The sequence below is a fragment of the Campylobacter sp. FOBRC14 genome (genome assembly GCF_000287855.1).
GTDB lineage: Bacteria > Campylobacterota > Campylobacteria > Campylobacterales > Campylobacteraceae > Campylobacter_A > Campylobacter_A curvus.
Genome location: NZ_ALJJ01000013.1, coordinates 1 through 20,392, shown reverse-complemented (window position 1 = coordinate 20,392; position 20,392 = coordinate 1). Strand labels below are relative to the sequence as shown.

Below are 20,392 nucleotides of genomic sequence, written 5' to 3'. Positions count from 1 at the left end.
AAGCCGATTTTATCGAGTTTTGAAATAAAATTGAAGTTTTTTGAAGCTCCTTAAAGCAAAAAGTTCAAAATGTATAAAAAATGCAAAAAAATTGCAAAATTTGCATTTTCGTTTCTCATTTTTCACCTTGATAAAACATCATAATAAACTACGACCATATCGCCATTTGCTCTGTCTTTTTTCATATTCTCACTTTTTTACATTTTACATAAGATTTATCAATTTTCATAAATTTTAGAGATTATCTCATGGGTTTGATCGATGATAGATGTAAATGGAAGCACGTATATCAGGCGTTCTTTTTTAAATTTAAGTGCGAAATTTAAAGCAGTCAAGGTCTTACCGTAACCAGTCGGAGCAGTGAGCGTAAAAAGGCGATGATTTTTATCAAAATTACTCAGTACAAAATGCCTAAAATCGTCTCTTTTTTGATTAAAAGATAGCTTGCTAATGTAAGTATCAAGCTCATTTGTTTCAACGGGCTTTAAGTCCTCTTTTTTCTCGCTAAATATCGCTTCAAATTTATCTGCATATATGAGCGATGAATATAACTTTTTAAACTCTATAAAATCAGTGTAATCAAACTTGTTCTTTTTCATAAGTATAGCGATATAAAGGTCTTTTATGGTCCTTGAAAGCTCATTTTTATCAGTTTTCAAATTTGCATAAATCTCTAAATTTAAGGCGTTATTTACGACCTCATCCCAAAAGTCAAACTCATGCGAAAGCTCAAAATACTTACCAAAATTTTTATTATTAGCGATGAGCTCGCTAAAATTTTCAACATCGCCGTGATGTGAAACGATAGATAAAAAGCCAAATGCACTAGAAAGCTCGTCAAAAGTGGAATTTAATAAAAAAATATATGCCGAAAGCAAAGAGTGATTTTTATCTGTTATTTTATCGTTCAGATTGTTTATATATTTTTGAAAATTTTGTTTTAGTTTTGCAATATCGTGAAAAAGTTTTATCTGTCTTGTGATCTCGTCATCGCCATCATTTATCATATTTAAGATATGAAATTTAAGAGCTTTATTTGGATGCGATAAAAATTCACTACACAAAATACACCTTATCTTCATCTATTTGATAGATATTTTTGCGATTCTTTGATCTTATTTTATTTGGACCGCTGACTTTGATTATAAAGTCGTTAAAATCCTTAAATATCCTTGCTTCTTCGCACTCACAAGCCATCCTAGCGGTCGTTAGCTTTATATCGCAAGACGCAGTATCAAATATAAAATCATCAAGCAACGTAAAAGTATCTATCTCGCTTTCGTTTTCTTCTATCAAAAAGCAATTTTTTACATCTATCCATTCAAAGTCGGCTATGCAAAAATTTATCCCCAAATACGGTGTAAAGGCACTTTTATGCTCTTTTAAATTTTTGATTATCGTTTTTCGGTATCCATCTTTTAAATTCTCTAAATTTAAGAAAATTATATAAGAAGGATTTTTTATGAGCTCTCTATAAAACTGCTTTTTCTCGCTTGCATCCTGATAGCCTTCTTTTAAATGCATACTTGAAGAAAGGGCAAATTTGATACCGTTAAAAACGAAGCTTTTTTTAGAAATTTGCCCGTCTATTTTGATACTATATTTTATATCGCTTAGTTTATGATACTGCTCCTCGCCTATCACTGCCCCCAAAAAGCCCATGATAGCCGTTTTTGGGGGTACAGGATACGTAAGACTGGAATAAATTGTTGCAGGATGCGAAAAATGAGCGTAATCACCGGTGAGCCTAAAAGCTACGATATCCATCTAAAATCCTATTTTTCGCCAACTACCGTCAAACTGGGATTTATTATTTTGCTCGAAGTCAAAATCACTTACATATTCGATTTTTTCGATATGCTCGCTATATCTATTTAGCTTTGCTTTTAAATTTGAAAAATCGATAGTGTAGTCATTTACGCTTCTTATCGCTTCGTCTTCTTTGTCGCTGATTAGTTTTATTGTATTGTTTAAATCGCCCGCAAAAGTATCGTCTTTGTAAGTGATTATAAGCATAAATCTAGGCGTTTGTCCCATTTTCGAGCGAGTTATTAAATTTTTAGTACCATTCCATAGTGCGCTTAGTATCACGTTTGCATCATCTTCGCTAAAATTTGTTTTTTTGGCGTTATTGTTATCAAATACGCCATAAGTTGCAAATATCGCATAGCTCAAAAAGTCCTCTTCTCTAAAAGTTTTTGCACCCTTATCGCTCCCACTGGCAAACGCACCTGTGCCTTTTATGTGCTGGATCTGAACTCTATGTAAAGATTTGCTCATTCTAAATTGCACCGGACCAGTAAATTGCACTCCGGCAGTTTTTATCTCTTTATCCGCTTTCATCTCGTCTTTATCGGAGATCGGCAAAACCCCGCCAAACGCGCGAATATCGATAAATTTAGATAAAATTTCTCTTTCTATCGCGGCTTTTTCTTGTCTTATGTTTATGACTTCTCTTATCGCTGTTTTGCAGTCAAGGACGTTTTCGTCTTTGTTGTATTCTTTTACGAAGATCGCGCCCTCATCCTTTTTCATGATCTCATCGCGGATAGTCCTTTTTATGCGCACATCCGTAGCTTCGGCGATATTTGTTTCATCGTCGATTCTTGGTGCGTTTTCTCTTAGCATATCGCCGTTTGGGTTAAAATTTTCGCCATCCCAAAGAAATAAAATCTCTTTCTTTTTCATTTGTTATCCTTTTTATCTTCTTTTTCTTTTATGTGTTTATCAAAGTCGCTTCCGCCCATAGCAAAAGCAAGTGTGACATACGATGTTTTTACGATCTTTTCAGATAAAAATGAATGCTGCAAGGCCTCTTCCAAACATTCTTTTATCTGATTTATGCTCTTATGTTGATGCCTTGACATATTTTCAAATATACCCTTTACTTTGTAGCACTTTGTCCAAATTCTTTCTAGCGAATCTTTATCTATCGCACCGACACCATTTAGCCATTTTGCAAACGAATCACTCTCGCTTATCGCATATTGCCATTTTATAAGTGCAGATGACATCATTCCAAGCAGATACGCTCCTTGTAAAACGCTATTATCTTTTAAAAATTCGCTATTTTTTATCAGCTCTTTTATTATTTCTTTTTTATTTTCTTTATTTTCCAAAATGCACTCCTTTTGCAGTGTAAGCTTGTCATTTAAAACATCTATTTCATTAAATAAATTTTGATATGCCACTATTGCCGCTATGCTTCTTTGCGGATAGTAGTTATTAAAATATTTCGCCCAATCAAGCTGGAAACGATACTTCGTATTCACGCTTCCGTAGTATATAAGATCGCAATATTTTTCTATCATGATATCAATATCTATCTTATTTTGAGATAGTAAAAAATTCATAATTTCAAGGCTATTATCAAAAAGATTTTGAAGATATATAACATCTTCATTTTTACTATCTTTGCGTTTAAAGGCTTTTATTTTATTTTTCGCCATACTATTTGAAATTTTAGAGATAAAGGATGGTAAAACATCGTCTATTTGAAGTAAAACATCGACAGCAGAATTATTTTTAGCATAAAAAAGTATAGTGTTTAGAACCGGGATGTCTTTTTCTTTTTTAGCAACACACTCCAAATATAAATTTATTGTTTCTTCTGCTTGTGCAACTTGTTCTATATCTGTTTTAGCCTCTTTTAAAAATTCTAAAACCTTTTCAAAAATAGTTTCATCTTTTGATAAAATAGTCGGTAAAATCGCCATTTTAACGCCGTAAAAGTTATGCGATAAATCTTTATCAATAGCCAAAAATCCCGTCCTTATTTTATCCGCACTATCAGAATTTAATGGTAAAAGCTTTGACTTTATAAATTTTAAGCTATCTGGAAGCTCATTGACCGAGCAAAAAGCCAAATTTGCATCACCTCCGACGCCTTGCTCGTTTGTCAAAATATCATATCCATAAATTTTACTTTTTTCTTTTTGGCTTATATGTTTTCTAAAAATTTCATTGTAATGTGCAGAAATGGGCTTATCATCATAAGCCAAGCAAAAAAATGTAGCTACTTTTTTACCTTTTATCTTATGTTCTTCAAGCTTTTTTATATCATCTATTAGCCCTTCAAAAAAGCTGCTATCAATACTTAAAATTTGCTTTAATTTTTCATTATTTTCAATCTCTTCATCAGTAAAATAGGATAAAAAATTCTCGATAGATTTTAAAATACCTTTTATAAATTTAGCTTCATTTTTATTTATATCTTTTGATACGAGCTGAGAATTTGGAAAAAGATTACCGGAATTTGCTCCTATACCAAATCTTGTAATGATAAGCTCGTTCTTATTTTCTTGATAGAGATGCGGTAATATATTTTTAGTTTTTATATCGCAAAGATAGGCTTTTATCTCGTCATATTCGTAGGCTCGATTTTTTATTCGCTCTTCATCTTTTTGATATATCTCGCCGATTTCGGCGAAAATTTTTATTATATCACCCACCACTATTCCCTAATTTTAAGATAAAATATATAACAAGATATTTTGAGGAATTATACGCTTTTTTCAATCTTATGTCAAGTTATGTTACTTAAAATATTTAATTTGCACAAAACAATTTGGTCTATTTAAATAAATCCATTATAATTCAGAAAGAGCAAGGCTACCCCTTTGGGATTTGAAACTGTTACTTAAACTATTTAAAAACCTTGTTCTACCCCTCTATCACCACCTCCAAAAACCCAACCCCGTAGTTCATACATCCGCTTCCTACGCCTGCATCTAGGATTAAATTTATTAGCTCCGGTTCAGCCTGTACGCGCCATTTTGCTTGCCACGCAATTACGGGCGTTTGGTTATTGCCGTAGTAAAAATAAAAAGGTTTTTGTAAATTTTGCCACTTTAAATTTAGCTCGAATTTACCGCCATATTCGCGCTCCGTTAGCGTCTCGAAGCGTTGCAAGGCGTTGGCCTTCATCATTTCAAGATGCCTGCTATCCTGCGCCTGCAAATAAATTTTATGCCCCAAAAGCCCCTGCACCGCGCACGCCACGCAGCCTTGTAGCACCACATCGTCGCTACTTGTCCTATGTTCGCTCACCGCCACCGTCGTATCCACGAAGCACAGCTCGCCCAAATTTAGCCCGTCTTTTAGCACTCCAAGCGCGACTGCCTTTTCAAACTTAGGCTCGTAAGAGGTAAATCTAACGCGCAAATCCGCCCCGCTCAAATAAAAATCAAAATTCATCCGCTTAAAAATTTTACCCGTTTTTTCGTGTCTGTATCCCGCGTGCTCCTCGGCTGGCAAATAGCGGTAAATAAAGCCTTGTATGAGCTGGGGCAACGCCTTTGAGACGCGTAAATTTCGCGTTGGCAGCTTTGCGTTTATCGTTAGCATTTTTATCCTTTTTAAAAATATATTGTGGTTATTATAGCTATAAATTTAGGAGAATTTAATACCTATTTATAGCAATATAAAGCTAAAATAATTTTACTTTTCTCCGATATTGTAAAAAGCGGAATCATTTTTGCTTAGTTAAAAATAATCAAAATTTAGGAATTTAAAATGAGAATAACAAATCAGCTTCGATTTAGTCAGACTTTACACGACTATCAAAACAGTATGGCAGGCGTAAACAAAAGCTACCGTCAGATGTCAAGCGGCCTAAAAATACAAAATCCTTACGAAAATGCAAGTGTTTATAATGATGCGATGAGACTTGATTACGAGGCGGAGACGCTTTCTCAAGTTGTCGAGGCTACGAGCAAATCCGTAAATTTCTCAAAAAATACCGACAAATCTTTGCAAGAATTTGAAAAGCAGCTCGAAAATTTTAAAACCAAAGTAGTGCAAGCCGCTAGCGACGTGCATAGCAAGACCTCGCTTGAAGCCTTGGCAAATGAGCTACAAGGCATAAAAAACCACCTCGTAAATATCGCCAACACCTCTATAAACGGGCAGTTTTTGTTTTCCGGTAGCGCGGTAGACACAAAGCCGATAGATGGTAATGGTAAATATCAAGGCAACCGCGACTATATGAAGACATCCGCAGGCGCTCAAATAGAGCTACCTTATAATATCCCGGGACATGATCTATTTTTGGGCAAAGATAATGACTACAGTAAAATTTTGACCACAAACGTAAGCCTCACGGATAACACAAAAACCGATGTCAGCGAAAATCCAAAATATCTGACAGCTCAAAGCAAGATCAAAAACATGATAGGGTTAAACTATGCCAACGACTCAAAAAATGTCGATAATCAAGGCAAGTACGCCGGCAGTATAAATCCGGACTATGACTTTCTTGATAGCTCAAATATCAACTTTCCTGATACATACTTTTATATGCAGGGCAAAAAGCCAGACGGCACTAGCTTTACTAGTAAATTTAAGATGACGGCGGGTGCTAGTGTAGAAAGTCTGATGGAAAAGATCGGGCAAGAATTTGGCAATACCGCGACCACAAAGGTCGTAGATGTCAGCATAAACAACGACGGGCAATTTAACATAAAAGACCTCACAAAAGGTAATCAGGTCATCGACTTTCATATGGTAGCAGCTACTTCTACCGCGACTAATAAAAACGCTATCGCTCCAAACAACGCTTTAGACGGCGTAAATACACTAGCAGATCTCGAGACGATGGCCTCTACCAATCCAAAAACCGTACATATAACGGAATTTACAAAGAGTAAATTTAAGGATAAGGACGGTAATACTGTAAATTCCTTTGATTTTGACAGAGTGAGGTTTGACAAAAAAGACAATAAAATAATAGGTACTATCTCTCAAGTCGTAAGAAAAAGCGGCGAATACGCGACCGACTCGACTAGGCTAAGCGAAGTGGCAGGCATAGATAAGCTATATCCAAAAGAGCAAGATAAATACAATATTGACGATCGCAAGCTAACTATGGAGATCGTTTCAAGAAACGGGACGAAATACAAAGTAGATATCGATCTGGGTCACGAGGAAGCTCCAGCACAGACGGCTAAATTTACTATTAGCGGTACTACCAGCGCGGGAACGCCGATAGCTGCGCAGACATTTGATATCTGGCATGCGACCGAATACGGTCAGTTTAAAACACCGACTAAAGACGTGACCTTTAGACAGATAAACGACATCATCAGTATGGCTGCAAGCGACAACATCCCGACGGCAAACACTTATGACAACTACAACTCGGCTATCAGCCTTAGCAAGGGCGCTGTCGAAGTAAATATGAACGAAAAAGGTAAAATAGAGCTCACCGACAAGACAAACGCCGTCTCTACGATACAAGTGGCCGCTTACGACAGCACTACAAATTCCGATAAATTTTACGGAGATAGCACGGGAACTACCGCAGCTACGTCTCAAGGAAAGGGCTCCGTGTTTTCATTTTCGGAAAACAACGCGATAACTATCGACGAGCCAAGCGTGAATATATTTGACGATCTTGATAAGATGATAGAAGCGGTCAGACAGGGGTATTACAGGTCAAACGCAGAAAACGGCGATCCTAGAAATACCGGCATGCAAGGAGCGCTCGAGAGACTAGATCACTTGATAGATCATGCGAACAAAGAGCTCACCAAAGTCGGCTCTCAAACCAAGCTCATCACATCTACTAACGAGCGAGCCTCGCTGATGAAGGTAAATGTCCTGACCGTCAAAAACGAAGTGATAGATGCCGACTATGCGGAGGCCTATCTAAATTTCACTCAAAAAACGCTATCTTATCAAGCGATGCTTCAAGCAAGCGCAAAAATCAATCAACTAAGCTTATTAAACTATTTATAATCATCTTTAGTGAGCGATTTTGCTCGCTAATTTTTTAAATTTTAAACCGCTTGTGCTATAATGAGCCTTTTTAGAACAAAGGATTTAAAATTTTACGACAATCATTATTAACTATCGCTATTTGTTTTTTGGTCTATTTTGGCATCGCGACTGCTGCGCCGACTGCTGATTTCGTAGGCACTTTTGGACGCACTATCGGCCTCGCAAATCTGAAATTTTTTGGTTACGCAGCCTATGTTTATCCTTTTGCGCTCATCATTTTTACTTATTATGTTTATAGGGATTTTAAGGATTTTGACCTGGAATTTTCTCAGGTTTTGCTGGGAATTTTGCTATTTTTTCTAGCGTTTTTGATGTTTCAAGCCATGACTATGTCGCCCGCAAATAGCGGAATAGTCGGTAAATTCATAAACGACGCCCTAAAGGACGTCATCGGTATGATAGGCACTTGCGTCGTGATACTCATGATATTTACGATCTCTTTGGGACTTATTTTTAGAGAAAATTTGATAGTCGTGCTTAAAAGGGCGTTCGTGATACCCATATCGACTCAAAATTCTACAAAAATTCAGCCAATCCAGCCAAGACAAAGACAAATAGCCAAGATCGAACGCCAAAAAGATAAAAATAGTGCGGCTGATGAGGAGACGATCGACACTCAGATCCTTGCCTGCGATGATGAAAATTTAGAGCAAAATGGCGGGCAAGAGGCTAAAATTTCGATGGTAAACGGTGTAGAAATTTTAAACGAAGTAGCCGAAAACAAAAAACTGCTTGATGAGATCGAAAAGGGCAAGGTAGAAAAGCCAAAAGATTTCGTGCTACCACCACTTAAATTTCTAAACGATCCGCCAAAACGCTCGCACAGCGTCAATGAAGCTGAGATCGATCAAAAGATCTCCGATCTGCTCGATAAACTGCGTAAATTTAAGATAGACGGCGATGTGGTGCGCACTTACACGGGGCCGATCGTAACGACGTTCGAGTTTCGTCCGGCACCACACATCAAGGTGAGTAAAATTTTGACCTTACAAGATGACCTAGCCATGGCACTGCGCGCACAGACCATACGCATACAAGCCCCGATCCCAGGCAAAGACGTCGTTGGTATCGAAGTGCCAAATCAAAATTTAGAGACCATTTATCTAAAAGAAATTTTAGAGAGCGAAATTTATAAAAACGCTTCCAGTCCGCTTACCATGGCACTTGGCAAGGATATCGTGGGCGCACCATTTATCACGGATCTAAAAAAGCTGCCGCACCTGCTGATCGCGGGCACGACTGGTAGCGGCAAGAGCGTGGGTATCAACGCGATGCTACTTAGCCTGCTTTACCGCAACAGCCCGCAGACTCTGCGTCTCATGATGATTGATCCAAAGATGCTGGAATTTAGCATTTATAACGACATCCCGCACCTGCTCACACCCGTCATCACGCAGGCAAAGCAGGCGATCATCGCACTATCAAATATGGTCGCTGAGATGGAGCGACGCTACACGATAATGAGCCACACGCGTACGAAAAACATCGAAAGCTATAACGAAAAGATGAAGGCTGAGGGCGGCGAGCAGTTCCCTTATATCGTTGTTATTATCGACGAACTGGCTGATCTGATGATGACTAGCGGCAAGGACGTGGAGCTATACATCGGGCGACTGGCACAGATGGCGCGCGCCTCTGGCATACATCTCATCGTCGCTACCCAGCGCCCAAGCGTCGATGTCGTAACGGGACTTATAAAGGCAAACCTGCCAAGCCGTATCAGCTACCGCGTCGGTCAGCGTATCGACAGTAAGGTCATCCTCGATCAAATGGGCGCAGAAAGCCTACTAGGACGGGGCGATATGCTATTTACGCCTCCGGGAAGCCCCGGTATCATTCGCCTGCACGCGCCGTTTGCGAGCGAAAAAGAGATCGAAAACATCGTAAATTTCTTAAAAGAGCAACAAGAGGTCGTCTATGACGAGAGATTTTTAGCCGAGGATGGTAGTAATGCCGGCACTACAGGCGCTACCATAAATGCCGGTGAGCTTGACGAGCTATATGAAGAGGCTAAAGAGATAGTATTAAGTGAGCAAAAGACATCTATCAGCTATCTGCAAAGACGACTAAAAATCGGCTACAATAAGGCTGCAAACATCATCGAACAAATGGAAAAAATGGGCGTTTTAAGTCCGGTCAATGCAAAAGGACAAAGGGAAATTTTGTAAAAATAAAATGTGAAATTTCTCAAAAAACCTTGACAAAGCACATGAAAATCTATATAATTACAACTCTTTTGCATTGGGGTATCGCCAAGCGGTAAGGCAACTGGTTTTGGTCCAGTCATTCAGAGGTTCGAATCCTCTTACCCCATCCACGAAAATCCCTAAACTCTTATCGCGGAGTAGAGCAGTGGTAGCTCGTCGGGCTCATAACCCGAAGGTCGGCGGTTCAAATCCGTCCTCCGCAACCAAATCCCAATTTTATCGATGTTTTGAACTACTTTATAAAATGCTTAATTTATTCTGAAATTGAATTTATCAAATTTTCGATAGTTTCTTTTGATTTTTTAACGTTTGCTGTGATATATTTTTGCGTTGTAATAATATTTGTGTGTCCAAGCGTAAAAGATACCTGCTCGATAGGGATTTTAAGATAATTAATCGAATACGTGCCGATTAGATGCCTGATGTCGTGTAGCCTTATTTTTGGTAGATCATTGCGCTGCAGCAATGAATTCCAACTTTTCCTAAGATCTTGAAATTTAGTATTTGTCTTTGGATTGATGAATACATAGTCATTTAGTCTATTTTGCTTCTTTGCTTCGATGAAACGTCGATAAATACGGCTATAAAGCTCATCGCTCATTTTATAGATCATATCGCGCTTTGCTTTATTAATCTTAAACGGGATAGTATAAGTCCTGGTCTTAAAATTTATATCACTAAATTTCAAACTCAATACCTCATTTTTACGCCTACCGTGAAGCAAGAAAAAGAATATATCGCAGTTTGACTCTTTGTTTTCAACAATAACTTTTATAAATTTCTTTTGGATCGCAATGCTATAATCAAAATATCTTTTATTGTCAAATTTTGGAAGCTCCACAAAATCACACGGATTTTTAGATATGATCTCAAGCTTTATAGCAAGCTTAAAAATAACTTTAAGCTTAGCAACAATATTTTTAACTGTCTTAATATGATACTCCTTCTTAATCAGCTCGTTACAAAACCGCTGAATATCAATAAAATTTATCGTTTTTACTTCTCGCAAACCAAGACCGGCTTTAAAATGCTTATTATAAGTCGCAATATCACTCCTAAGTGTAGATTTGCTTAATGAAAGCTCATAAAAATCGATATAATCGTTAAATAAATCATTTAAAAGCAAAATTCACACTCCCTTAAGCCACGATTTGCAAAATCTTCCAATAATGGCTTATTTAAATCATGCTTCTTATAAAAATGTGTAAAATTATCAAGACCACGTTCAAGCATTAAATTTTCGACGTAAGCTAAATGCTGAATATTGCAATTTTCTTTATCAAGCTCCTGGTAATAATTATATAACTCCCAATTTTTCATCTTTGTAACAGGTTTTTTAAGCTCACCAAAGAATATCGCCATGTCTCGTCTGAATGCTGCAGCCTCTTTAGCAAGTTTATTGATCGTGACGTCAATAGACTCAGGACATTTACCATCTATCCGGTAAGAATTTTCTAAATTTTTGCTTGGCCGCATCCTATCGTAGCTATTTATGAGCTTGCCGGCGATATAGTGCTCGAGTTTTCCATCAAGATAAACCAGCTCTTCACGCCTGAAAGGTAAATTTAGATAGATATAATCTTCCGATTTATTCCACTCGATCACATTCTCACTATCGTTTAGAGCGTCATTTAAGTGATAAAAGTCTTGAAATGAACTGATAAAATTTATCTTTCTATATACCCAAAGAGGCACTTTAGTGCGCGAGCTTAAAAAACGTCTCACTTTATGCTTAATATACCAGGCTGCAAGCTCATCAAGTTCGTCAGTCTCTTTTAGATTGATAAAAGTCTTTTGAATATACTTCATCACGTAGCCGGTAGGATTATTTATAGATGTTTGAAAGCCGTTAAATTCGCCATTTCTAGCTTGTTCAGGAGTTATCGCGTCAGTTTTTAAATTTTGAGGAGCATAGAAAACATCTTTATAGATATTTTGCATAATCTTAACACAATTTGCCGGGACATAAAAAAGCGCGTGAATATGTGGCACTCCGTCTTTTTTATGCGGCTCAAAACATCGTATGTAAGAGCAATCTATTTTTCCAACGCGTGCGTTAAAGCGCCTGAAAAAGGTGCGCCACTGATGATTTAGCACGGCAACAAGATTAGAAATCGTAAGAGCAACGCAATTTTTGATTTTATACTTGATTTCAGCGGGTAAAAATTTCATATCGATAGCCTTAAATTTGGAATAATCACCCTGAAGCGCACCACGAAAGCAGCCGTTAAGCGTGATAGTAAGAAACACCGGGCACTGATCATAAAGGATAGAAAAAGACGCAAGCGTATTGACGCGGTTTGAAACTTCAGCGTAATACTTAGAGCTTAAATTTGCACTAAACGAGCAATCAAGCAAGCTTTTACACTCTCCAAGCTCATTTACGAAAGTGTGAGAGAGCATATAAGCCTTCTGTTGCTCTATCTTATCGCGACAAATTTGTAAATCTGTTTCAGTTATTCCAAACACTCTTATACCCTGACAACTGCCGAAAACTTAAAACTGGCATTTTTTTATTAAATTGACAAGGGCGGCCATTTCTTCGCGGTGCGCTCCGCGCCCCGCTCAGTCATGACCGCCTATTCAAGCTGTCTAAAACAGCAAACTTTATGTATCTGGCGCAGTCAAAAATCAGACTATGCCAAACGTTCAAACAAAGGGGCTTTTAGGCGAAAGCGTTTTAAAACGGGTGTTTGATCAGTGCGCGGCTCATTCGCACTTTATTTCCGCTTACAAACTAATTTATTCGCCTTGTCTACTATTAGGGGAATAAATTCCCCTAATGACCCCGACAATTAAAAATTAAAATTAAGCAAATTTTAACGTCAAAGATCTTATACGTTAAAGTTTTCTTAAATGACCTGAATCGTTAATGTAAGTATGGTGTTGATGTCTTGATCTTGCTCGATAGAGAACAGATACTTTAAGATGAAAATGTCTTTTAAAATAGGTATGCCGTTACGCTGCCGTTGAGTTGTAGTCTTGTTTATGCCAGAAAGCACTAATACGTCACCACGTTTTAAAGAATATGAGCTTTTAAGCTCCTTTTTTGATGTTGTAGGCGTTAATGTATTCGTGCTTGATAAAAGATCTTCTAATATGAGGTGTAAATCAAAGTCTATATGATCTTTAAGAATGACAGGTTTTAAATTTATCTTTAAACCGACGTCTTTATATTCGTAAGAGTCTGATTTTTGAGAATTTACGCTTGTGATTTCTGTTTTTGATACCAGGTAAGGAATATTCTGAACCGCGCTGAAATAAACTTCCGTATGGTTTTTAGCTGTTAAAAATGGTGATGAGATGATTTTAGTAATGCCGTTGGTTTCAAGAAAGTTTAAAACACCAAAAAAGCCGCTATCATCACCACGAATAACGTTTGAATTTGTCGTATATGGTGAAGTAATGAGATTTATATAATATGCTAAATCACCGTGATTTAATGGCTTCAATAGCGATGTAAGCTTTGTGCCTTTGTCTTTGATATCTTTTAAATTTGTCTCTGTGATAGTAAGTTTGAATTGAACTTGCTCAAATGGCTTATCGATTTGATTGATTGCTTTTTGGATCTGATCATAAGTAAGATCATCGGCACGGAAAAATATTAAATTTGACGTAGTTGAATATGTAGCATTCAGATCGAAATTTGACATGATATTTTGAACGTCAGAGAGGACATAATTATCAAGCTTGATAGAACGTAGATCAGAATCAGGCAATTTTTTATCTGTGATGTAATAAAAATTGTCTTTTTTATATAGATATAAATTCTTAGCCTCAAGCATTTTTCTAAACATAGGAATAGTGATAGGCGTTTCTTGCTCGTAGATAAAATAATAATAGCTTTCGTTTATACTATCATCAGTAACTATTGCGATGTTATTAAATTTGCTAGTAAGTTGAGCGAAATTCAAAAGATCAGTATAGATCGTTTCGGCTTTTAAAAAGCTACTTAAAAAGAGTAGGGCTAGTATCAGTTGTCTTAAAGCTTTCATTTGAGACATCCTTTTTATTAAATTTATTAGATGTTTGAACTAGATCATCAAGAGCCGGAGTATCAAACACCAAAAAATACTCCGTAAAATGAGAATTTTTAGTAACAGGATAGAAATAAAGAGGCTTGCTAGAGGAAATGATAAATGAAATATATGAAAATGGAAATGTATATCTTTGATTGATGAAATGACAAATTTCGTTGATACAAATAAGGTTATAAATATAGGATTGAGAAGTAGAGTCTGATTTAGGCTGTTTTTGTTGGGATGATGGTTGATAAGATCTAGGCTGCTGTAATGATTGATGAGGCTCGGGGGGTTGGACGGGATCAGGATCATTTTTAAAGCTAGAAATAAAAAAGTAAAAGTAAATAGATAATACAATAAATAAGAATAATGAAAAATAAAGAAATCTGCGAACGAACGAATTTTGAGAAGTGATCTGCCCGGAATGATACAGATTAAAAACCTCTTTCAAATAAGGAATATTAAATTTTTGCATAATATCTTTTTGATACATTTTATAAGAGCCGTAGAGCATATAACGAAATTTATTTTTAAACAGTCTTTTTGAGCTATCTACAGCTTTTATAAAATACTCGGCAATACGTTTATATTCATTATTAACAAGCGTCAAATCTTGCGTTATAAGCATGATGTCCTGGTATAAATGGCGATGATATGTAAGCCACCATACAAGCACAGGATTTTCTTTGTCTTTCAAAAAGTTATGGCACTCATCGAGAACAACAAAGACGTTATAAAGCTTAAGCTCTTTAGCTTTCTCGTTGATCTCCTCATCAGTTACATTATCTAAATAAAGAGCGTGCAGCATTTCCATATCAGAGTAAAATTTATCAAAGTCGAATTTAATAAATCTATCACTCTTCTCAAATTTAAATTCATTGATATTCGTATAGCAGTAATCATAAGTTTTTTGTTTTTCAGGTTTGATAAATTTAGATAAAAATATATTTTTCGGCTCATATAAGAATAATTGATAAATTTTAAATACGGCATAATAAGTTTTTCCGCTACCTGGATTACCAACAATGTAAGAAATCATTTAATAAAACCTACAAAATTTACGATACTACTTCTTAATTTTTCAAACAACTTAATACCAACCTTTAAACCAATCAATAAAAATAACGAAATAAATATAGGCATGCATAAATTTAAAACATCAACTAAAGCCTTTGAAACACCAAGAGCGGAAAAAAGAGAAACAGCTAAATAAGAAACCTCATTTGAGCCACCATTACTAATCAAATTTTTTAAATTACTCAAAAGATCAAACAAAAAACCAAAAAGAAAATTTGCAACATAAATAAGAGTTCCAAAATAAGTAATCATAAGAGCAAACATAGCAATTTCAATGGCAACAATCTTAGTAAAAGCTACTTTTCTAAGAATAAATCCAGCTAACTCACCAAGAGAAAGCTTTTTAAAAAGCCAAGCTAAAGCAGCATATATAGCAGGCAAAATTTATCCTTTCAAATCAAAATCACAAGAATTCTAAAAATCAAATAAAACATAGCGACAGCGAAAAAGAAATAAAAAATATAATATGAAATTTCAGAAACAGAGGAAAGATCTTTACAATAATCTATAACAACAGCTTTAGAAGTGCCATTAGGCAAAGGTATATCTTTTTTTATAGGACAAGTTTTTTTAACTTCAATCTGAATTTTATCAAAACCTTTACCCTGGACATTTTTAATAAACTGATCTATTCCGTCTCTTACCCCGTCAAATTTAGAGACACTTTCATTAATGTGGCTTTTAATACTATCATATAAACCATTGCGCTCTTTTTCCAAACCACCATCATCAAAATCCCTGGAACTAAAATTAATACCATCATTATCGCCTTTTCCTCCACCACCAGGAGCAGTGTTATTATTATCTTTAGGCTTATCAGAATTACCAGGATTTGTTTTATTGTTATCTTTATGATTTGGATTAGGTTTAGTTTCTTCTCCAGTAGAACCACCGCCATTACCACCACCTCCAGGATTACCTGGATCGGTTTTATTGTTATCCTTTGGATTATCAGGATTTTTTGGATCAGTTTTATTATTGTCTTTGATATCAGGAGTTTTAGGGTCTTTAAAATTAAAAGCTAAACCATTTTTACAAAGACCAGTCCAAATAGAATTATCCCTTGAAATAGCAGCACCTAAATCAGCAGTAGAGCCAATACCCTCACAATAACATCTTTGAACATCATCACTAGTAGCTTTCGAACTGCAATCTATACAAGAGCCATCAGTAAAGCCCCACTTATTCTTATTTACGTCTGTGCAATCAACGAAACATTTATTACCAGCCTGATCCCACTTCTGCCCAGTAGGACAAGGAGCAACACATTTACCGGTAGAAGTATTGAAATTTTCACCAGGTTGGCAAGTTATCCTTTCATCGATACTGAACCTTTTAACAGCACTGTAAGATATGGCATTGCAGCCACTCACACTAGAATCGCAGCCGCAAGCCCATCCATTTATACCTCCCAAACTTTTCATGATATGAGAACAATACTCAATAGATGCCTTTTTATCAAAATAATAATATTCTCCGTATCTTATTCCAAAACCTGAAACAGGAGCAGGCAAGATATAACCAACATCACTTTCTGCAATACGATACCTATAAACGATATCGCCTATCTTAAAATATGATTCGTTTAAAAATTCACCGTCAAGCTGTTTAAATTCATTGGCGGGATAATATGCAGGATCATAAAAATAATCAGTACCAAAAACATTAAGGGATATCAAGAAAAAGAGGGAGAATTTTAAAATTTGAGACATTTTAAAGCCTTTTTATAAATACTTCTTTGTTAAAAGTATCAAGCCCGCACACATAGGAAAACACAACAGAACAAACCAAATCATTATCGAAAAGAAATAATCAAACGATAAAACACCAGTTACAGTAAAAATTCCTATTGACATCTTATTTCCTTTCTTACTTTAAAACTTACTAAGAACCAAAAATAAAAACATACTAAGCAAAAAACCGCAAAGAATACCACATAAACTCATTAAAAGGTTATATTGCTCAAGCGTTAAATTCAGCTCATACATTAATTTACTCCGAACTTTTTAAAAGATCTAAAGCCAAAGTTATTTTTTTAATAGCGAAGAAAAACAAAATTATTGCACTTATAAAGCTATTCAAAAAGATACCAAGCTTTGTGAGGTCAATAAAGTCGTACATATTTAATCTTTAAATTTAGAACTTTTAAAAATTCGGCCTCTTAAACTTTTAAATTTAAGAAGCCGATAGATTTAACCTTTAATAAGGCGCAAACCTTGTTTAACAGCCCACATAGCACCAAGCGCAACAACTACAACCCCAGCCATACCCATAAAGGTTTTAAGTTCAAGGTCGCCAGTAACTGCACCATCTGCACCAATAGCCACACCAGCGGCCATAGCATTTATGGCATTTAGGCAAACAAAACCAACGGTAATCAACTTACCCTTAAAAGTAGAGAGAAATTTAGGCATAATAGCCTCCTTTGAAATGAATTTTTTTCAGTAGCTACCTGAATAAATGCTTGATCGAGCGCTTATTTAGGTAGCTACTTTATTTTTTAAACGTCTATCTTTATGCCTCTAGACTTTACAAGATCAGAGGCAGCCACAAGAAATTGCATTGCACTGTTTATAAACTCATGATCGTCAGCATAAGTTAGACTATCACGGCTTAATCTTTCGTGATTAGCAAGAATCTCATCGAGTCTTTTATAGCAGCGCTCTATCTCGAGAGCAGTTTCAGCAACATCGAAATTTAGCATTTTTCAACCTCTATAGTTAAAAAACTGATGGTCGTGAAAGCAGCCTTCAAACAACAATAAGCATATAAAACAGACTCATACTTATCTCTATGAATATGACCACTGTTCATAAGATCTTCATAATTCGAAAGAATTTCAAAGACTTCTTCAGAACAAGAATCAATCCTCAAAGCGATATCGATAACATCTAAATCTGTCATTTAATAGCCTTTACTTATTAGCAGCTGCTTTAGCTGGCTTAGAACCAAAAAGAAAGAATTCATAACTTTCAGTTACATTTATAACACGTTGATCATTTGGAAAACCACCATGAAAATTTAGAACTTCTTTGTTTCTGAATTTTTCTTTGACAGCCTTTGCGACAAGACCAGCAGTGTTATTATCAGGGCAAAGAATTTTAAATATAACTTTTTGCTCGACATCATCGATCACGCCAGTTTTTTCATTTGGCACTTCATAAACGTTTGTAGCTGTAATACGAACAGATGGTGAATAGTCGTTACCTTGAAAATTACCAGAAGCAGAACTACGGACAGAGCCGAAACTTAGAGAGTAAGAGACATCGTATTCTTGTTTTACGATTTCCATGTGACATCCTTTTAGGGTAAATTTTTGAGACATTTTTAAAAGCTCCCTTGCAAAGGATGTCTCAAACCCAAACAAGGGAGAAATAGTTTTTCGCCATATTCAGGGCGGAATTTACATAAATTTGATAAAATCAAAGATATGTAATATTTACAGGATTTCAGCAAGTAAATATTACATTAAATAAACTTATAGATAGTTTAAAAATGTAAATATTACAGGTAAAAAAATGACAAACTCAGAAATTGCAAAAAAACTTAAAATCGCAGAAAAAACTATATATAATTGGAAAAAAAATAGAAAAGAGTTATTTGAAATAATAGAAAATGGACTAAGTCTAAAAGAAATACAAAATAATTTACATGTAAATAATACACATAAAGAACTAATAGAACTACTAGAAAGACTATCAAAACAAGAAATAGAATATTATATATCAGACATAAAAACAAGAATTTTAAAAAAGGAGTTAGATAAATAATTAAAAAAACAAAAATATTATAAAGGAGTAATTAAAGATGGATTTCAGCAATGAATTTATCAGAGGTTTTGGAAATGCATTACCATTTTTAATATTTGCAATATTAATAGCAGTAGCAATAACATACCTCAAAAGCAAAATCTAAAAAATTATCCCTATTCTTTTATAGCAGAATAGGGATAACATAAAAACTATAAAAAATAAAATTTTAGCGGGGGGAGCGAACCCGACTTTTAAAAGTGAGGTTATATAATATTTAAATAAATCAATTTATTTATAACTCACTTTTAAAATCGGCTCCCCCTGCGACCCTATTATGTGCGATAGTGCAGGACCCTTCCCCGCACTACATATCGCACGCTACGCACAACTACAACGAATTAATCAAAATCACTAAATAAAATTTTAAGTTGATCAAACTTTTGAGCTTTAATATAATTTTCAAACCAACTTTCAAGCCAAGCGGGGAAAGGATTTCGAGATCCCCAACCATTTACAGTTGAATAAGGCAAATTTAATAAATTAGCCAACTCTACCTTATTAATATTACAAAGATTAAGATAATTATTAAATAACTTTCTATCCATAACAATACCTTTCAAAATTTAAATAATAGCAAATAAATACAAAAAAGTCAAAAAAAATATCTAATAAACATATATTTAAGCTTTTTATAAGTATCTATTAGATATAATATACTTATAAAAAGATAGATATTAGATATATCTTTAAAGAGCGCGACGAGACGACACCAGCCAAGATGAAAATCTCGCCGCTTTAAGTTGCTCTGTAAAAAGAGCCTTCATTATAGCACAAAATAAAGGATACACGATGCAAGCTACAAACACACAAACAGAAATCAAAAACATAGAAGCCGGCGTAAATATGCGCATAAAAAACAAGAAGCAAGTATCACAAGATGAAAACGGCCAATATCTCGTGCGCTTCTATAGCGACGTTCTAGGTCGATACTGCTACGTCAATGAGGGATCAGCAGTATCTTGGGAAATTTGGGACGAATATAATCAAAAAAGCAAAAAAATATTTGCCACTATAACATCAAAAAATAGCGAAAAATATTATGTTGATCATCGCTTCATCGGTGACAAAAAACCAACATCAAACCACGACATAGATCATTTCTTAGCTATGAAAAACGGTAGCATTCTTGCAACACAAATAAATAGCTGGAATTGCTATTTTAGATTAAACAATTACGAATATGAAAATGAGATATTAGAATTTTAATAATTAAAGAGGAGCTATACTCCTCTTTAATCCCCAAAGAGATTTTAGGCAAACTAAAAAATAAATTTCAAATCCTACAAGGATAAATTTAAAAGAACTTGCTAAATTTTCAAACTTTAAATAGATAAGTTCAAATCCTATAAGGAAACATCTATTTAAAACTAAAGAAATTATACATCCATATATTTAAAATAAGCTTATAATAACTAATTTTCTCAAAAAAAATAGCACATAATACTCATAACCCGAAGGTCGGCGGTTCAAATCCGTCCTCCGCAACCAGTTTATA

18 protein-coding genes, 2 tRNA genes and 2 pseudogenes are annotated in these 20,392 nt (G+C 35.3%); 7 read left to right on the top strand and 15 right to left on the bottom strand.

Annotation, left to right across the window (positions count from 1 at the left end):
* Positions 1 to 218: 218 nt before the first annotated feature.
* The 5 genes from HMPREF1139_RS06565 to HMPREF1139_RS06545 form a co-directional block, all read right to left on the bottom strand.
* Positions 219 to 1,064 carry a CRISPR-associated endonuclease Cas3'' gene (locus HMPREF1139_RS06565; RefSeq protein WP_009650610.1) on the bottom strand — a complete coding sequence of 282 codons (846 nt, stop codon included), beginning with the start codon at positions 1,062 to 1,064 and terminating at the stop codon, positions 219 to 221.
* Positions 1,057 to 1,767: a CRISPR-associated protein Cas5 gene (gene cas5 / locus HMPREF1139_RS06560; RefSeq protein WP_009650627.1), complete on the bottom strand. Its 711-nt coding sequence runs from the start codon at positions 1,765 to 1,767 to the stop codon at positions 1,057 to 1,059. The genes HMPREF1139_RS06565 and cas5 overlap by 8 nt, the downstream gene beginning before the upstream one ends.
* Positions 1,768 to 2,688, bottom strand: a complete 921-nt coding sequence (gene cas7b / locus HMPREF1139_RS06555; RefSeq protein ID WP_009650607.1) for a type I-B CRISPR-associated protein Cas7/Csh2 — start codon at positions 2,686 to 2,688, stop codon at positions 1,768 to 1,770.
* Positions 2,685 to 4,451 (bottom strand): TM1802 family CRISPR-associated protein, encoded by a 1,767-nt coding sequence (locus HMPREF1139_RS06550; protein WP_009650601.1) that lies wholly within the window; start codon positions 4,449 to 4,451, stop codon positions 2,685 to 2,687. Before HMPREF1139_RS06550 ends, cas7b begins: the two co-directional genes overlap by 4 nt.
* 211 nt (positions 4,452 to 4,662) lie before the next feature.
* Positions 4,663 to 5,346: a CRISPR-associated endoribonuclease Cas6 gene (locus tag HMPREF1139_RS06545; protein WP_009650629.1), complete on the bottom strand. Its 684-nt coding sequence runs from the start codon at positions 5,344 to 5,346 to the stop codon at positions 4,663 to 4,665.
* Between the two features lie 168 nt (positions 5,347 to 5,514).
* On the opposite strand from HMPREF1139_RS06545, the gene HMPREF1139_RS06540 reads away from it, so the two are divergent.
* From HMPREF1139_RS06540 to HMPREF1139_RS06525, 5 genes and pseudogenes are all read left to right on the top strand, one after another.
* Complete coding sequence (locus tag HMPREF1139_RS06540; protein ID WP_034966261.1) at positions 5,515 to 7,737, top strand: flagellin N-terminal helical domain-containing protein; 2,223 nt, start codon at positions 5,515 to 5,517, stop codon at positions 7,735 to 7,737.
* 128 nt (positions 7,738 to 7,865) lie between these two features.
* Positions 7,866 to 8,249: pseudogene (locus HMPREF1139_RS12140) on the top strand (DNA translocase FtsK 4TM domain-containing protein); the annotation flags it as partial.
* 237 nt (positions 8,250 to 8,486) lie between these two features.
* Positions 8,487 to 9,947 (top strand): annotated as a pseudogene (locus HMPREF1139_RS06535) (DNA translocase FtsK); the annotation flags it as partial.
* A 74-nt stretch (positions 9,948 to 10,021) separates the two neighbouring features.
* Positions 10,022 to 10,096, top strand: a tRNA-Gln gene (locus tag HMPREF1139_RS06530).
* A 21-nt stretch (positions 10,097 to 10,117) separates the two neighbouring features.
* A tRNA-Met gene (locus HMPREF1139_RS06525) sits at positions 10,118 to 10,192 on the top strand.
* Between the two features lie 47 nt (positions 10,193 to 10,239).
* Here the strand turns inward: HMPREF1139_RS06525 and HMPREF1139_RS06520 are convergent.
* From HMPREF1139_RS06520 to HMPREF1139_RS06475, 9 genes are all read right to left on the bottom strand, one after another.
* Positions 10,240 to 11,112: a tyrosine-type recombinase/integrase gene (locus HMPREF1139_RS06520; protein WP_009650642.1), complete on the bottom strand. Its 873-nt coding sequence runs from the start codon at positions 11,110 to 11,112 to the stop codon at positions 10,240 to 10,242.
* Positions 11,103 to 12,158: a rolling circle replication-associated protein gene (locus HMPREF1139_RS06515; RefSeq protein WP_198003119.1), complete on the bottom strand. Its 1,056-nt coding sequence runs from the start codon at positions 12,156 to 12,158 to the stop codon at positions 11,103 to 11,105. Before HMPREF1139_RS06515 ends, HMPREF1139_RS06520 begins: the two co-directional genes overlap by 10 nt.
* A gap of 680 nt (positions 12,159 to 12,838) precedes the next feature.
* Positions 12,839 to 13,981, bottom strand: a complete 1,143-nt coding sequence (locus HMPREF1139_RS06510; RefSeq protein WP_009650600.1) for a type II secretion system protein GspD — start codon at positions 13,979 to 13,981, stop codon at positions 12,839 to 12,841.
* Entirely contained in the window at positions 13,935 to 15,047 is a 1,113-nt protein-coding gene (locus HMPREF1139_RS06505) for a zonular occludens toxin domain-containing protein (RefSeq protein WP_009650613.1), read from the bottom strand. Before HMPREF1139_RS06505 ends, HMPREF1139_RS06510 begins: the two co-directional genes overlap by 47 nt.
* Positions 15,044 to 15,466, bottom strand: a complete 423-nt coding sequence (locus HMPREF1139_RS06500; protein WP_009650597.1) for a hypothetical protein — start codon at positions 15,464 to 15,466, stop codon at positions 15,044 to 15,046. Before HMPREF1139_RS06500 ends, HMPREF1139_RS06505 begins: the two co-directional genes overlap by 4 nt.
* Before the next feature lie 11 nt (positions 15,467 to 15,477).
* Positions 15,478 to 16,797 carry a hypothetical protein gene (locus tag HMPREF1139_RS06495; protein WP_009650653.1) on the bottom strand — a complete coding sequence of 440 codons (1,320 nt, stop codon included), beginning with the start codon at positions 16,795 to 16,797 and terminating at the stop codon, positions 15,478 to 15,480.
* A 480-nt stretch (positions 16,798 to 17,277) separates the two neighbouring features.
* The gene (locus HMPREF1139_RS06490) at positions 17,278 to 17,499 is read right to left on the bottom strand and encodes a hypothetical protein (RefSeq protein ID WP_034966255.1); all 222 of its coding nucleotides are present in this window, start codon (positions 17,497 to 17,499) and stop codon (positions 17,278 to 17,280) included.
* A gap of 283 nt (positions 17,500 to 17,782) precedes the next feature.
* Positions 17,783 to 17,989, bottom strand: a complete 207-nt coding sequence (locus HMPREF1139_RS06480; RefSeq protein WP_034966251.1) for a hypothetical protein — start codon at positions 17,987 to 17,989, stop codon at positions 17,783 to 17,785.
* Positions 17,990 to 17,999: 10 nt separating this feature from the next.
* Positions 18,000 to 18,377: a hypothetical protein gene (locus HMPREF1139_RS06475; protein ID WP_034966248.1), complete on the bottom strand. Its 378-nt coding sequence runs from the start codon at positions 18,375 to 18,377 to the stop codon at positions 18,000 to 18,002.
* A 226-nt stretch (positions 18,378 to 18,603) separates the two neighbouring features.
* Here HMPREF1139_RS06475 and HMPREF1139_RS06470 point away from each other — a divergent pair, with 226 nt between their 5' ends.
* A complete protein-coding gene (locus HMPREF1139_RS06470) occupies positions 18,604 to 18,855 on the top strand; it encodes a hypothetical protein (RefSeq protein ID WP_009650623.1) in 252 nt (83 codons plus the stop codon).
* A gap of 380 nt (positions 18,856 to 19,235) precedes the next feature.
* On the opposite strand, the gene HMPREF1139_RS06465 is transcribed toward HMPREF1139_RS06470, so the two are convergent.
* Positions 19,236 to 19,442: a hypothetical protein gene (locus tag HMPREF1139_RS06465; RefSeq protein ID WP_034966246.1), complete on the bottom strand. Its 207-nt coding sequence runs from the start codon at positions 19,440 to 19,442 to the stop codon at positions 19,236 to 19,238.
* A 244-nt stretch (positions 19,443 to 19,686) separates the two neighbouring features.
* Here HMPREF1139_RS06465 and HMPREF1139_RS06460 point away from each other — a divergent pair, with 244 nt between their 5' ends.
* Positions 19,687 to 20,103 (top strand): hypothetical protein, encoded by a 417-nt coding sequence (locus tag HMPREF1139_RS06460; RefSeq protein ID WP_009650643.1) that lies wholly within the window; start codon positions 19,687 to 19,689, stop codon positions 20,101 to 20,103.
* Positions 20,104 to 20,392 lie beyond the last annotated feature (289 nt).

What these genes read in the sequence shown, in the direction of transcription:
- cas5 (WP_009650627.1), bottom strand. Translation starts at nt 1,767, where the DNA reads ATGGATATCGTAGCTTTTAGGCTCACCGGTGATTACGCTCATTTTTCG.
- cas7b (WP_009650607.1), bottom strand. Translation starts at nt 2,688, where the DNA reads ATGAAAAAGAAAGAGATTTTATTTCTTTGGGATGGCGAAAATTTTAAC.
- HMPREF1139_RS06545 (WP_009650629.1), bottom strand. Translation starts at nt 5,346, where the DNA reads ATGCTAACGATAAACGCAAAGCTGCCAACGCGAAATTTACGCGTCTCA.
- HMPREF1139_RS06540 (WP_034966261.1), top strand. Translation starts at nt 5,515, where the DNA reads ATGAGAATAACAAATCAGCTTCGATTTAGTCAGACTTTACACGACTAT.
- HMPREF1139_RS06515 (WP_198003119.1), bottom strand. Translation starts at nt 12,158, where the DNA reads ATGAAATTTTTACCCGCTGAAATCAAGTATAAAATCAAAAATTGCGTT.
- HMPREF1139_RS06510 (WP_009650600.1), bottom strand. Translation starts at nt 13,981, where the DNA reads ATGAAAGCTTTAAGACAACTGATACTAGCCCTACTCTTTTTAAGTAGC.
- HMPREF1139_RS06505 (WP_009650613.1), bottom strand. Translation starts at nt 15,047, where the DNA reads ATGATTTCTTACATTGTTGGTAATCCAGGTAGCGGAAAAACTTATTAT.
- HMPREF1139_RS06495 (WP_009650653.1), bottom strand. Translation starts at nt 16,797, where the DNA reads ATGTCTCAAATTTTAAAATTCTCCCTCTTTTTCTTGATATCCCTTAAT.
- HMPREF1139_RS06490 (WP_034966255.1), bottom strand. Translation starts at nt 17,499, where the DNA reads ATGCCTAAATTTCTCTCTACTTTTAAGGGTAAGTTGATTACCGTTGGT.
- HMPREF1139_RS06480 (WP_034966251.1), bottom strand. Translation starts at nt 17,989, where the DNA reads ATGACAGATTTAGATGTTATCGATATCGCTTTGAGGATTGATTCTTGT.
- HMPREF1139_RS06475 (WP_034966248.1), bottom strand. Translation starts at nt 18,377, where the DNA reads ATGGAAATCGTAAAACAAGAATACGATGTCTCTTACTCTCTAAGTTTC.
- HMPREF1139_RS06470 (WP_009650623.1), top strand. Translation starts at nt 18,604, where the DNA reads ATGACAAACTCAGAAATTGCAAAAAAACTTAAAATCGCAGAAAAAACT.
- HMPREF1139_RS06465 (WP_034966246.1), bottom strand. Translation starts at nt 19,442, where the DNA reads ATGGATAGAAAGTTATTTAATAATTATCTTAATCTTTGTAATATTAAT.
- HMPREF1139_RS06460 (WP_009650643.1), top strand. Translation starts at nt 19,687, where the DNA reads ATGCAAGCTACAAACACACAAACAGAAATCAAAAACATAGAAGCCGGC.